The organism is Burkholderia lata (genome assembly GCF_902499335.1).
Lineage (GTDB): Bacteria > Pseudomonadota > Gammaproteobacteria > Burkholderiales > Burkholderiaceae > Burkholderia > Burkholderia lata_B.
This window is the reverse complement of sequence record NZ_CABVQK010000018.1, coordinates 168,629-182,352: the sequence shown is the minus strand read 5'-3', so window position 1 is coordinate 182,352 and position 13,724 is coordinate 168,629. Positions and strand designations below refer to the sequence as shown.

12 protein-coding genes are annotated in these 13,724 nt (G+C 66.6%); 6 read left to right on the top strand and 6 right to left on the bottom strand.

The features are described 5' to 3' along the window. Window positions 1–118: 118 nt before the first annotated feature. The 3 genes from BCO18175_RS34935 to BCO18175_RS34925 form a co-directional block, all read right to left on the bottom strand. Window positions 119–1,918, bottom strand: a complete 1,800-nt coding sequence (locus BCO18175_RS34935) for a M61 family metallopeptidase (protein WP_174987605.1) — start codon at window positions 1,916–1,918, stop codon at window positions 119–121. 103 nt (window positions 1,919–2,021) lie between these two features. After that, window positions 2,022–2,750, bottom strand: coding sequence for a DsbC family protein (locus tag BCO18175_RS34930; protein WP_046544850.1), 729 nt, complete (start codon window positions 2,748–2,750; stop codon window positions 2,022–2,024). A gap of 90 nt (window positions 2,751–2,840) precedes the next feature. Next, window positions 2,841–4,019, bottom strand: a complete 1,179-nt coding sequence (locus BCO18175_RS34925; protein WP_174917380.1) for a UbiH/UbiF family hydroxylase — start codon at window positions 4,017–4,019, stop codon at window positions 2,841–2,843. Window positions 4,020–4,265: 246 nt separating this feature from the next. Here BCO18175_RS34925 and ychF point away from each other — a divergent pair, with 246 nt between their 5' ends. From ychF to BCO18175_RS34910, 3 genes are all read left to right on the top strand, one after another. Beyond that, complete coding sequence (gene ychF, locus BCO18175_RS34920) at window positions 4,266–5,360, top strand: redox-regulated ATPase YchF (RefSeq protein ID WP_174987602.1); 1,095 nt, start codon at window positions 4,266–4,268, stop codon at window positions 5,358–5,360. A 311-nt stretch (window positions 5,361–5,671) separates the two neighbouring features. Then, entirely contained in the window at window positions 5,672–6,169 is a 498-nt protein-coding gene (locus BCO18175_RS34915) for a lysozyme (protein WP_174987599.1), read from the top strand. After that, window positions 6,166–6,591, top strand: a complete 426-nt coding sequence (locus BCO18175_RS34910; RefSeq protein WP_174987596.1) for a lysozyme inhibitor LprI family protein — start codon at window positions 6,166–6,168, stop codon at window positions 6,589–6,591. Before BCO18175_RS34915 ends, BCO18175_RS34910 begins: the two co-directional genes overlap by 4 nt. Before the next feature lie 137 nt (window positions 6,592–6,728). Here BCO18175_RS34910 and gabP read toward each other — a convergent pair whose 3' ends face one another. From gabP to BCO18175_RS34895, 3 genes are all read right to left on the bottom strand, one after another. Then, on the bottom strand, window positions 6,729–8,120 hold the full coding sequence (gabP, locus tag BCO18175_RS34905; protein WP_174917383.1) for a GABA permease: 1,392 nt from the start codon (window positions 8,118–8,120) through the stop codon (window positions 6,729–6,731). Between the two features lie 416 nt (window positions 8,121–8,536). Then, window positions 8,537–8,881, bottom strand: coding sequence for an MmcQ/YjbR family DNA-binding protein (locus BCO18175_RS34900; RefSeq protein ID WP_174987593.1), 345 nt, complete (start codon window positions 8,879–8,881; stop codon window positions 8,537–8,539). A gap of 81 nt (window positions 8,882–8,962) precedes the next feature. Continuing rightward, entirely contained in the window at window positions 8,963–10,288 is a 1,326-nt protein-coding gene (locus BCO18175_RS34895) for an MFS transporter (protein WP_174987590.1), read from the bottom strand. A gap of 193 nt (window positions 10,289–10,481) precedes the next feature. Here BCO18175_RS34895 and gcvA point away from each other — a divergent pair, with 193 nt between their 5' ends. The 3 genes from gcvA (at window position 10,482) to ettA (ending at window position 13,648) form a co-directional block, all read left to right on the top strand. Further along, the gene (gene gcvA / locus BCO18175_RS34890) at window positions 10,482–11,399 is read left to right on the top strand and encodes a transcriptional regulator GcvA (RefSeq protein ID WP_174987587.1); all 918 of its coding nucleotides are present in this window, start codon (window positions 10,482–10,484) and stop codon (window positions 11,397–11,399) included. Between the two features lie 83 nt (window positions 11,400–11,482). Further along, window positions 11,483–11,791: a DUF3761 domain-containing protein gene (locus tag BCO18175_RS34885; protein ID WP_174987584.1), complete on the top strand. Its 309-nt coding sequence runs from the start codon at window positions 11,483–11,485 to the stop codon at window positions 11,789–11,791. A 189-nt stretch (window positions 11,792–11,980) separates the two neighbouring features. Beyond that, a complete protein-coding gene (ettA, locus tag BCO18175_RS34880) occupies window positions 11,981–13,648 on the top strand; it encodes an energy-dependent translational throttle protein EttA (protein WP_014898224.1) in 1,668 nt (555 codons plus the stop codon). Window positions 13,649–13,724: the final 76 nt, after the last annotated feature.

Below are 13,724 nucleotides of genomic sequence, written 5' to 3'. Positions count from 1 at the left end.
AGCGCGAGTGACGCCATTGTGCGTGGCCGCATGGCCGCGAAAAAGCGGGTTCAGGGCGACGGATTGTTGCAACAGCAGAACAATCCGTGATCGCGCCCCGATACCCGCTTCGGTACGCTCAACCCTTCAGCCAGGCCTCCCGGGCCTTCGAGACCGCAGCCGGCTTCGCGGCCACCGTCAGCCGGTAGCGCGTGATCTCGGGGCCGTCGAGCTTCAGTTTCGCAGTGCGCAGCTCGTCGCGGCGGAACGCGTGAACCTCGACCTTGTCACCCGGCCGGTAGCGCGCGAGCAGCGCGTCGAGGTTGGTACCCGTGACGCGCAGCCCGTCGACCGCGATCAGCGTGTCGCCGGCCGACAGCCCCGCGCGATGTGCGGCGCCGCCTTCGTAGACGGCCGCGAACGTGCAGTCGGCGCCGCCGCGCAGGCGCGCCCCGATCGTCGGCTTCGCGGTCGCGCCGTTCGCGACATCGGGCGCGAGCGTCACGCCGAACGGTGCAAGCAGTTCGGCGAGCGGCAGATCGCGCGTGCCGTGCACGGCATCGGCGAACAGGCGGCCGAGCGCGACGCCCGTCGCTTCCTCGATCAGCGCCTCGACTTCGTTTTCCTCGACACCCGCCTGCTTGCCGCGATAGAAGTCACGGCCGTAGCGTTGCCACAGCAGGCGCATCACGTCGTCGAGCGACTTCTTGTTGCGCGTCTGCGCGCGGATCGCGAGATCGAAGGCGAGCGCAACGAGCGAACCCTTCGTGTAGTAGCTGACGATCGCGTTGGTCGCGTTCTCGTCCTGGCGGTAATACTTGATCCATGCGTCGAACGAGCTTTCCGCGACGCTCTGCTTCAGGCGCCCCGTGCCGCGCAGCACGCCGCCGACCGTACGGCCGAGCGCCGCGAAATATTCGTCCTGCGACATCAACCCGCTGCGCACCAGCATCAGGTCGTCGTAATAGGACGTGAAGCCCTCGAACAGCCACAGCAGCGACGTGTAATTTTCCTTCGTCAGGTCGTACGGCACGAACGCCGCCGGCTTGATGCGCTTCACATTCCACGTATGGAAGTACTCGTGGCTGCAGAGACCGAGATACGTGCGATAGCCTTCCGTCGTTTCGGGCCGCCCCTTCACCGGCAGGTCAGTGCGATTGCAGATCAGCGCGGTCGACGCGCGATGCTCGAGGCCGCCGTAGCCGTCGCTGACCGCCAGCGTCATGAACACGTAGCGATCCATCGGCGCTTTCTTCGATTTCGGCTCGAACAGCGCGATCTGCGCTTCGCACACGCGCTTCAGGTCGGTGCGCAGGCGCTCCATGTCGAGCTGTGTCACGCGCCCCGCGATCACGATGTCGTGCGGCACGCCGTGCGCGTCGAACGTCGCGAGCGCGAATTCGCCGATCGTCACCGGATGGTCGGAAAGCTCGTCGTAGTTCGACGCACGGTACGCGCCGAACCCGTAGCGCTTGGTGCCGCGCGCCTCGGGCAACGCGGTGCCGACGCGCCATGCGCGGAACGCCGCGCCGGCCGGCTTTGCGATGTCGACTTCACACGGCGCGTCCTCGCGGCCGGCGACGCTCAGGAACACGGCCGTCGCGTTGAAGAAGCCGCCCGATTCGTCGAGATACGCGGAGCGCACCGACAGGTCCCACGCATATACGTCGTAGCGCAGCGTCAGCGCGCCGTTCACGGGCGCGGCCTGCCACGTGTGCTTGTCGGTTTTCGCGATCCGCACCTTGCGGCCCGCGTCGTTGAATGCGCCGAGCGTCACGATGTTGCGCGCGAACTCGCGCACGAGGTAGCTGCCCGGAATCCACACCGGCAGCGAAAAGCGCTGGCCTTCGGGGTCGGGATCGGTGACCGTCACCGACACTTCGAACAGGTGCGCGGCAAGATCTTTCGGGACAATCGAATAGCGGATCGGCTGGGTCATCGTGGCAATCGGTCGGTCGAATACGGCGGCGGAAACGAAGAGAGGCGCCGGCAGATGCGGGCGCCCCTCGCTGGCCAGGCCATGCGGCCCGGCGTGTCGTCGGTTACTTGCTCGAGGCGAGCGCCTGGTTGAGCTGGTCGGCCGACACGGCGCCCGGCAGGCGACGGCCGTCCGGCAGGAAGATCGTCGGCGTGCCCGTGACGTTCATCCCGCGGCCGAGCGCGAGGTTCTTGTCGAGCGCGGTGGTATCGCAGGTGCCGGCGCCGGACGGTGCGCGGTGGTCGAGCATCCAGCCCTCCCACGTTTTCGCGCGGTCGGTCGCACACCAGATCGCCTTCGACTTCGCGGTCGAATCCGGCGACAGCACCGGGTACAGGAACGTGTAGACGGTCACGTTGTCGACCGACTGCAGCGTCGTCTCGAGCTTCTTGCAGTACGGGCAGTTCGGATCGGAGAACACCGCGATCTTGCGCGCACCGTTGCCCTTGACGACCTTGATCGCATTCGCGAACGGCAGGCTCGCGAAGTCGATCTTGTTGATTTCGGACAGGCGTGCGTCGGTCAGGTTCTTGTGCGTCTTGGTGTCGACGAGATCGCCGAGCAGCACGTAGTCGCCGGCTGCATCGCTATAGATGATCTGCGAGCCGAGGTTCACTTCGTAAAGGCCCGCGACCGGCGATTTCGACACGCTCTTGATCGGCGCGTCGCTGCCGAGGCGGGCCTGCAGCGTAGCTTTCAGCTTGTCGGTGGTCTGGTCGGCCTGCGCGGTGCAGCCAAGCGTCGCCATCGTGACGGCCAGCGCCAGCGACGCGATGCGGATCGTTTTTTTCATCGAAATCTTCCTTCAGCTCAATCGGTGTGCACGGCACAGTGTACGCCGTAACGGAACCGTGTCCGACCGGCGAAGCGGCCGAAGGTTCGATCAGCCGAGCGCGGCCGACACGAGCCAGCGCTTCACGAGCGGCTGCGCGCCGACGAAGGCCATGCCCGCGTTGCGCACGGCCTTCGCGAGCGAGCCCGGCACCGCGAACAGCCGCTGCAGCCCGTCGGTCGCGACCATCAGTGCGCGGATGTCCTCGCGGCGCGAACGCTCGTAGCGGCGCAGCAGCACCGTGTCGCCGAGGTTGCGGAAGCTTTCCTTGCCCGCGATCGCGTCGGCAAGCGCCGCGACGTCGCGCAGCCCGAGGTTCATCCCCTGCCCCGCGAGCGGGTGGATCAGGTGCGCGGCATCGCCGACGAGCGCGACGCGCGGCGCGATCAGCTTGTCGACCGTCTGCAGCGCCAGCGGGAAGCCGGCGGCCGGCGTCACGCAGTCGAGCGTGCCGACCTGGCCATGCGACACGCGCTCGACCTCGGCCGCGAGCTGCGCCGGATCGAGTGCGAGCAATTCGTCCGCATGCGCGGTATGCGCGGACCAGACGAGCGACACATGGCCGTCCGGCAGCGGCAGCAGCGCGACGATCTCGCCTTCGTGGAACCACTGGTAGGCCGTCTCGCGGTGCGGCAGCGACGCCTTGAAATTCGCGACGACGCCCGTCTGCCGGTAGTCGCGCCGTTCGATTTTGGCCCCCATTTGCGAGCGCACCCACGAATGCGCGCCGTCCGCGCCGACGACGAGGTCCGCTTCCAGCACCTGCCCCGACGACAGCGTGAGCACGGCCGCGTCGTCGCGCACGTCGAAGCCCTGCGCGCGCGCATCGAACCACGTGAGGTTCGGCTGGAACCGCAGCGCGGCGTCGAGCGACGCCTCGACCAGAGACGATTCGGCGATCCACGCGAGCTGCGGCACGGAAGCCTGGTACGCGGAGAAATGCAGCTCCGCGTGGGCATCGCCGTACACGCGCATGTCGTAGACCGGTGCGAGCCGGCTGTGATCGAGCGCCTGCCAGACCCGCAGTCGCTCGAGCAGCGCCTGCGAACTGGAGGACAGCGCGTAGACACGCGTGTCGAACGCGAGATCGGCGGGACGCGGCGTGGCCGGCTGGGCAAGCAAGGCTGTCTTGTAGCCGGACTGGGTCAGCGCGAGCGCGGCCGTCTTGCCGACGAGCCCGCCGCCGACCACGGCGACGTCGAAGGTGTGGTGGGCAGTCATGGCGGGCATTATAGCCGCGGGGCCAAACCCTTACGCGGCCGGACTTTGCGGGAAATCAGCAGAATCGCAGGCCGATGCGGCAGCGCGGCGCCCCGCCGCATCGGCCGTTCGGCGCCAGCCCGGAATCCAGGGCGTCGGCACGGTACAATAGCGACTTTGACCGTCGGCCCGCCGCGTCCCAAGCGCCGGCCGCCCTTTTTTCCCGCGCCGCCGTGCCCTGTCCGGCCGCGCCGCCTTACCCGTCCGAAGGATTCCATGAGTCTCAAATGCGGCATCGTCGGCTTGCCCAACGTCGGCAAGTCCACCCTGTTCAATGCGCTGACCAAGGCCGGCATCGCCGCCGAGAACTACCCGTTCTGCACGATCGAGCCGAACGTCGGCATCGTCGAAGTGCCCGATACGCGCCTGAAGGCGCTCTCCGAGATCGTCAAGCCGGAGCGTGTCGTGCCGGCCGTCGTCGAATTCGTCGACATCGCGGGCCTCGTCGCGGGCGCGAGCAAGGGTGAAGGCCTCGGCAACCAGTTCCTCGCGAACATCCGCGAAACCGATGCGATCACGCACGTCGTGCGCTGCTTCGAGGACGAGAACGTCATTCACGTCGCCGGCAAGGTCAGCCCGATCGACGACATCGAAGTGATCAACACCGAACTCGCGCTCGCCGACCTCGGCACCGTCGAGAAGGCGCTCACGCGCTACTCGAAGGCCGCGAAGTCGGGCAACGACAAGGAAGCGGCGAAGCTCGTCGCGGTGCTCGAGAAGGTGCGCGCGCAGCTCGACCAGGGCAAGGCCGTGCGCGGCCTCGCGCTGTCGGACGACGAACAGGCGCTGCTCAAGCCGTTCTGCCTGATTACCGCGAAGCCGACGATGTATGTCGCCAACGTGAAGGACGACGGCTTCGAGAACAACCCGCACCTCGACGCGGTGCGCAAGTACGCGGAAAGCGAGAACGCGCCGGTCGTGGCCGTGTGCGCGGCGATCGAGGCGGAAATCGCCGATCTCGACGACGCGGACAAGGAAGCGTTCCTCGCCGACATGGGCATGGAAGAGCCGGGCCTCGACCGCGTGATCCGCGCGGGCTTCAAGCTGCTCGGCCTGCAGACCTACTTCACCGCGGGCGTGAAGGAAGTGCGCGCGTGGACGATCCATATCGGCGACACGGCCCCGCAGGCGGCCGGCGTGATCCACACCGACTTCGAGCGCGGCTTCATCCGTGCACAGACGATCGCGTTCGACGACTTCGTCTCGTACAAGGGTGAACAGGGTGCGAAGGAAGCCGGCAAGATGCGCGCGGAAGGGAAGGAATATGTCGTGCACGACGGCGACGTGATGAACTTCCTGTTCAACGTCTGAGCGAATAACCCCGGCGTACTGCGATACGCGGAAAGGAAAACCCCTTGCGGCCTCGGCGCCGCAAGGGGTTTTTTGTTTTTATGTGTCCGGCGTCGTTCAACTCGAGTTGACTGACTGTAACCATCTTGTCGAAGGTATTGTCACCCAGACCAAGCATCTCGGCCCCCGAAAGTGGAGTGTCCTGCAACGGTCGAGCGTAGCGGCCCGCGCAGCACGGGGCGCCACAACCTTCTTGTCGTAACAGCCCGATGATAAAGTGCCCTGCCCTCGTGACCGTCGTGGGCCCAGAAAAAAGCACTGAGAGGACAAGGATGGCAAACGAAAACATGCGCCTGAGCGAAGCCGGCTGGGCGGCGCTGCGTGACCGCGAACAAGCGGTCATGCACTATTACAACGATCAGGCGAACAACTGTACCTTCGGCGTGGGAACGCTCGCGCACAGCGGACCATGCACACCCGAGGAATTGCGCCGCCCGGTAACGCCAGCACAGGTCAATGCACAGTTGGCGGCCCGCGTGAGCACCGCAGAATCTCAAGTGCGCAGGAGCGTCACACAGCGCGAACTCACACAGGCGCAATTCGATGAGCTGGTCAGCTATACCTATAACGCAGGCAATACCGGCGCACTGGCGGCGCTGCAGTCCGCGAATCAGAACAACGATACCGGTGTCGTATCGCACATGAACCAGCGCGTCTACATCCACCCGCGCGACGCCCAAGGGCGCCGCCTTCGCGCAATTCGATCGAACGGCCTGGTTAACCGCCGACGCCTGGAATCCGCGCCGTTCCAACCCCAGAGGACGCGATGAAAAAGCACTGCCTGTTGCTGTTCATGGTGGTGTCGGCGACGGCGTTCGCAGACCAGACACCAGCCGACGAGATATCGGCGCGCAGCGGGTTACCGGCCAGCGAAGTTGCCGCATTGCTCAACAACTGCGACTCGAGCCAAGCCAGCATGAATTTCTGCGCCTGGCGCGACCAGATCGTCGCCGAGCGCGAACTACAGAAAGTCGTCAACAAGCAGGTCAGCGAACACCCGGATCGTAAAGCGTCGCTCGAGGCACGGATCTCAAAATGGAAGAAGGCGCGAGACGCATCCTGCGAAAAGTCGGCTCACAAGGAATGGGGTGACGGCTCGATGCTTCCTGCGGCGAAGGCGATCTGCGCAACGGCATCGACAAAGAAGATGGCGAAGAAATTGTCGGCAACTGGCGAGCGGAAACCATCCTGATACGAGGATGCCGGCACGCCGGAGTGTCGCTGCTGAAATCCGCTGGTGAGTTCAGAAAAACAAATGGCCCGACCGGCATTCGCCGATCGGGCCATTTTTCGTGACGCGGACGTTCCGCCCGCCATCACTTCACGCCATCAAGTCGCCGACACGCGCCGCCCTTCACTCGCCTGCGCATCGCGACCACGCTTGTTCAGCCACGACGCCAGCAGCACGATCAACGCCAACACGGCCGTCGCACCCACTTCCATCCGGTGATCCTCACTGACGAACATCACGGTCAGCGTGCCGCAGATGAACAGGATCACGGCCCACGTGAGCCACGGGAACAGCCACATCCGCAGCGTCAGGTCCGCGCCGCTCGATTCGAGCGTCTTGCGCATCCGCAACTGCGAGATCGCGATCACGAGATACACGAGCAGCGCGATCGCACCCGACGTCGCAAGCAGGAAGCCGAACACCTGCTCCGGCATCAGGTAGTTCGCGATCACGGTCAGGAAGCCGAACGCGGTCGATGCGAGCACCGCCGCGCGCGGCGTGCCGGTCGAATCGGTACGGTGCAGGAACGCGGGCGCATCCTTGCGCCTGGACAGCGAGAACAGCATCCGGGAAGCGGTGTACAGCGCCGAATTCAGGCAGCTCGCGACCGACACGAGCACTATCACGTCGATGATCGCCTTCGCGTTCGGGATGCCGATCAGCTCCATCGCGCGCTGATACGAGCCGTGCTTCGGCAGCAACGGGTCGTTCCACGGCACGATGGCTGCGACGACGAGGATCGAGCCGAGATAGAACAGCGTGATGCGCCAGATCACCGAGTTGGTCGCGCGCACGATCTGGCGTTGCGGGTTGTCCGATTCGGCGGCCGCGATCGTCACGATCTCGGTGCCGAGGAAAGAGAACATCGTCGTCAGCATCGCCGCGAGCACCGCGCCTGCGCCGTGCGGCATGAAGCCGTCATGCACGAACAGGTTCGACACGCCCGACACGGCGGGGGCGGGAATGATGCCGACGATCGCCGCGCCGCCGATGCACAGGAACACGACGATCGCGACGACCTTGATCAGCGCGAACCAGAATTCGAATTCGCCGTAATTCTTGACCGAGAAGAGGTTGGTCACCGTCAGCACCAGCGTGATGCCGAGCGCAAAGACCCAGGTTGCAACGCCGGGGAACCACGCATTCAGGATGGTCGCGGCGGCGGTCGCCTCGATCGGGATCACGAGCACCCAGAACCACCAGTACAGCCAGCCGATCGAGAAACCGGCCCAATGGCCGATCGCGCGATCGGCATAGGTGGAGAACGAACCGCTGTCCGGATGCGCGACGGCCATCTCGCCGAGCATGCGCATCACCAGCACGACCAGCACACCCGCGATCGCATACGCGAGGATCGACGCCGGGCCGGCTTCCGCGATGGCGTGGCCGGAGCCGACGAACAGGCCCGCGCCGATCACGCCGGCAATCGACATCATCGTCACGTGCCGCTGCTTCAGGCCCGTACCGAGGCCTGTGTTGCTTCCACTCATCTGTCTCTCTCCAAAAAACGGTTCCGGTATGGCCGGGTATCGCGTGAAGGCAGCACGGGGGATTGTGGTTCTTGAGCCGGGCCGGACGCGGCGCGTGCACGGGATGCAGGCGCTCAGCCGGATCGGGGGCCGTTCCGGAAGGGTGCGCAACGCAGTTCTGCGAAGCTGCGGGTGCGATGCGGTGCGCAGGGCGCCGGCGCATCGCGTGCGCCCATTCCGTCGGCTTTCGTCAGCTGCCTTCGAAGCGAAGGAGTGTAAGCATCAAACGGTTCTTCACTAAGAACCAATTGAAGAATTTCGATGGAACCACTTGTTGCATCGACGGCGATCGATGCAACGCTTGTACCCGTTCGCGGTGGCTCGCGAGCGCGCCGCAGGCACCCGGCGATGTCGGGCAGCCAGTCGCAACCGGCGTGTCAGTTCGCGCTGCGCGCCATCTCGTCGCGCCATTTGGCGGGGACGACAGCCTGCCATTCTCGCAGAAGCAGGTTTTTCACGGCGTCGGGATGGGCCACCGACAGCCGCACCAGTACGATCGGCCAGCCGACGTAGTGATCCGTCACGTAATAGACGTCGGGTTCCGATTCGATGAGCCACGCGCGCTCGTCGGGGCCGACGCCCTTCACGACGAGCGTGTCGCCGTCCTCGCGCAGCCGCGCGAGCATCTTGCCTTTCACCTTGAGTGCAGGCGTGCCGTACGACGTGCCCTCCTCGACACCGCGCCACGCCAATGCGATCTGCCGGACTTCGTCGAATGTCATGGGGCCTCCCGGCTGCATGCCTTCGGTTCACGATCCGGCCACCCTACCGGAATTCGCGACGGTGCGCGGGCCGAAGCACGCCTATCCGCGCGCCGCATGTGCGACCGTCGACACACGCCCCGTCGTCGCGACGATCGCGAAGGCGATCGCATTCGCGGCGGCGCTGGCCAGGATCGGCACGAGATAGCCGCCGCCCGCGTCGTAGATGAAGCCGGCCGCGGTCGGCCCGATCAGCGTGCCGAATGCGACGCTCGTGTAAAGCACGCCGATGATCCCGCTCACGTTGCGGCCGCCGAAGTAGTCCATCACGACCGCCGGCAGCACGGCCACCCAGCCACCGTAGAACACGCCGAACACGAGTGCGAACGCGGCAAGCGTCGAGACGGTGCCGGCACCGGCCCACGCGACGAGCGCGACCGCCATGCCCGCGAACATCGCGAGCAGCGACGTGCGGCGGCCGAAGCGGTCGGCGAGGCCGCCGAGGAAAAACCGGCCGGCCGTGCTGCCGACGCCGATCGCGCCGAGCAGCAGCACGGCCGTCGATGACGAGACGCCATGATCGAGCGCGTACGGCACGAGGTGAACGAACGGGACGAACACACCGAACGAGCAGATGAGGCATGCCGCGTAGAGGCTCGCGAACGGACGCGACGTGACGGCTTCGCGCACCGTCGCGCCGGCAGGCGCCGAAGCGGCAGCCGGCTTGCGCCCCGTGGTGGTGGCAGACACCGAAGCACTCGCATCGCGCCCGGTGACGGTGACTTTCGCACCGCTGCCTTCGACGGGCTCATGCGCCGCCTCCCCGTCCGGCAGCAGCCCCCGCCCGCACGGATCGTTCTCGATCAGCAGCGACATCCCCGCGCCGATCACGACCGCGATCACGGCCAGCGTGAAATACGCGCCGCGCCAGCCGGCGTGCGCGATCAGCACGGACGCGAGCGGTGGCATCACCAGCGTGCCGACACCGATCCCGGCGACCGCGAGCCCCGACGCGAAGCCGCGCCGGCGCACGAACCAGCGCTGCACGGCGCCGACGGCCGGCACGTATGCGCAGCCGACGCCGAGACCGACACCGAGACCGTACGCGACATAGACCTGCACCAGCGTATGCGCAGCACCGGCAGCCGCGAGCCCCGCGCCCGTCAGCAGCATCCCGGCAATGGCCAGCCGCCGCGAACCGAAGCGGTCGGCCAGCGGCCCGCTGACGATGCCGAAACCGAAATACAGGAAGCCAGCGAGCGAGAACACGAGCGAGATCTGCCCGCGCGACGCGGCGAAATCCCGCTGCAGCGACTCGACGAACGCGCTGAACGTGTACGCGCTGCCGAAACCGACGAACGTGACGGCGAACGCGGCCGCAACCACGTACCAGCCATAGAAAAGGCGCGCTGCGCCCGGGCGGTTCATGACGATGCTCCTCTCAGGTTCCACCGGCCGCCAGGCGGCGTCCGGATTGCCTCATGGATATAGTTGAACTATGTTGATCGCATCGGCCGCCGACCGGCAGTCGCGACGCATGCACTCCGATGCGTCAACGGTACTCGTGCGTACGTATCGTCTCAAACGATATTTCGTCGGACTTTCGATTTAGAAAAACTGAATGATTCGTTCCCGCTTGCCGCCTCTCAACGCGCTGCGCGCATTCGAAGCGGCTGCCCGCCACCTGTCGGTGAAGGCAGCCGCCGAGGAGCTGTCGGTCACGCCCGGCGCGGTGAGCCAGATGATCCGCACGCTCGAGACGCATCTCGGCGTGCAGCTGTTCGAGCGCGTCAACCGCGGCATCCTGCTCACGGCGGCCGGCCGCGACTACCTGCCGCCGGTGCGCAACGCGTTCAGGCAGATCGCCGATGCGTCGCAGCGCGTGTCGGGCGCCGCCGACAGCGGCGTGCTGACGGTGAGCGTCACGCCGTTCTTCGCATCCGCGTGGCTCGTCCCGCGCCTCGCGCAGTTCCGCGAGTCGTGCCCGGACGTCGACCTGCAGGTCGTCACGAGCCACGCGCTCGCGGATTTCTCGCGCGACGGCGTCGACGTCGCCATCCGTCATGGCCTCGGGCGCTATATCGGGCTGTGCAGCGAGCGCCTGCTGACGGTGGAGATCGTCGCGCTCGCGTCGCCCGACCTCGTTGCGCGGCTCGGCATGCCGGCGACGCCGGCCGAGCTCGTCGGCTGGCCACAGCTGCACGACGCGGAGCGCAAGGGCTGGCACATCTGGTTCGGCGCGCAGCGGATCGACGATTTCGGCCCGCCGCGCGGCCCCGCGTTCGACGACTCGGGCCTGTTGCTGCAGGCGATCGTCGCCGGCCAGGGCGCCGGGCTGCTGCCCGCCGCGATGGTGCGCGGCGAGCTGGCAAGCGGCCGGCTCGTGCAGCTCGCCGACGTCGCGTGGCTCGACGATTTCGCGTACTACCTCGTCTATCCACCGCATCACGCGGAACGGCCGAAGGTCGCCGCATTCCGCCGATGGATCCTCGACGCCGCGCAAGCCGACGGCGCGGCATCGATGTCGGGCGCGGCGTAGCGTCGCTCCGCCGCGTGGCGCCGGTCCCCTGCCGATCGGCTAACATGCGGCCCCAAACCGATAACAACAGACCGAGAGAGACCATGCCCGCCCTGCTCCGCCGCGCGACGCGCATCGCGACCCTGTCCGCCGCATTCTTCGTCGCGTGCGCCGCGCTGCCCCTTCCGGCACACGCGTACCGCGCACCGCCCGGCTACGCCAACGAAGCCGATCTCGACCGACACGACACGTATCGCAACCGCGACGGCGAAACCGTGCACGCGCCCGCCCATTCGAAATCGGGCCGCGTGCCCGAAGGCGCAAGCGCGCGCTGTCGCGACGGCACGTACAGCTTCAGCCGTCACCGGCGCGGTACGTGCTCGGGGCACGGCGGCGTCGCCGCGTGGCTGTGAGCACGGGCCTGACCAAAAGGCCGGGATCGCGCCAGCGGCAGCCGGTGGCGAAGTACAATAGCCGCTCGCGCCGCCGACACGCGGCGACGCAGCCGCGCCGCGCGCGGCACGCTCCGTACCGAATCACCCGACGCCGCCACGCCAGCGCGCTGCGCGGCAGTCTCAACCACTTCTGACTTTCACACCCAAATGGCCCAATACGTTTTCACGATGAACCGGGTCGGCAAGATCGTGCCGCCCAAGCGCCAGATCCTGAAGGACATCTCGCTGTCGTTCTTTCCCGGCGCGAAGATCGGCGTGCTCGGCCTGAACGGCTCGGGCAAGTCGACGCTGATCCGCATCATGGCGGGCGTCGACAAGGACATCGAAGGCGAAGCGACGCCGATGCCGAACCTGAACATCGGCTACCTGCCGCAGGAGCCGCAGCTCGACCCGACGAAGACGGTGCGCGAAGCCGTCGAGGACGGCCTCGGCGACCTGTTCCAGGCGAACAAGAAGCTCGAGGAAATCTACGCGGCGTACGCCGAGCCGGACGCCGACTTCGACGCGCTCGCGGCCGAGCAGGCGAAGTACGAAGCGATCCTCGCGTCGAGCGACGGCGGCAGCCCCGAGCAGCAGCTCGAAGTGGCCGCCGACGCACTGCGCCTGCCGGCGTGGGACGCAAAGATCGAACACCTGTCGGGCGGTGAAAAGCGCCGCGTCGCACTGTGCAAGCTGCTGCTCGAAAAGCCCGACATGCTGCTGCTCGACGAACCGACCAACCACCTCGACGCGGAATCGGTCGACTGGCTCGAGCAGTTCCTGGTGCGCTTCCCGGGCACCGTCGTCGCGGTCACCCACGATCGCTACTTCCTCGACAACGCGGCCGAATGGATTCTCGAACTCGACCGCGGCCACGGCATTCCGTGGAAGGGCAACTACAGCAGCTGGCTCGACCAGAAGGAAGAGCGCCTGAAGCAGGAAGAAGCGTCGGAATCGGCGCGCCAGAAGGCGATCAAGAAGGAACTGGAGTGGGTGCGCCAGAACCCGAAGGGCCGGCAGGCGAAGTCGAAGGCACGTATCGCGCGCTTCGAGGAGCTGAACAGCCAGGAATACCAGAAGCGCAACGAGACGCAGGAAATCTTCATCCCGGTCGGCGACCGCCTCGGCAATGAAGTGATCGAGTTCAAGAACGTCAGCAAGGCGTTCGGCGACCGCCTGCTGATCGACAACCTGAACCTGAAGATCCCGGCTGGCGCGATCGTCGGCATCATCGGGCCGAACGGCGCCGGCAAGTCGACGCTGTTCCGGATGCTGACGGGCAAGGAACAGCCGGATTCGGGCGAAGTCGTGATGGGGCCGACCGTGAAGCTCGCGTACGTCGACCAGAGCCGCGACGCACTCGACGGCACGAAGACGGTGTTCGAGGAAATCTCGGGTGGCGCCGACGTGCTGACGGTGGGCAAGTACGAAACGCCGTCGCGCGCGTACATCGGCCGCTTCAACTTCAAGGGCGGCGACCAGCAGAAGATCGTCGGCAACCTGTCCGGCGGTGAACGCGGCCGCCTGCACCTCGCGAAGACGCTGATCTCCGGCGGCAACGTGCTGCTGCTCGACGAACCGTCGAACGACCTCGACGTCGAAACGCTGCGCGCGCTGGAAGACGCGCTGCTCGAATTCGCGGGCTCGGTGATGGTGATCTCGCACGATCGCTGGTTCCTCGACCGGATCGCAACGCACATCCTCGCGTTCGAAGGCGATTCGCAGGTCACGTTCTTCGACGGCAACTACCAGGAGTACGAAGCCGACAAGCGCGCACGCCTCGGCGAGGAAGCCGCGAAGCCGAAGCGTCTGCGCTACAAGCCGATCAGCCGCTGACCGGCTCGGCCCGGGGGCCCGGCGCTGCGGCAACGCGGGGCCAGGCACCGAGGGTGGCCGCTTCAGGAGCGGCACA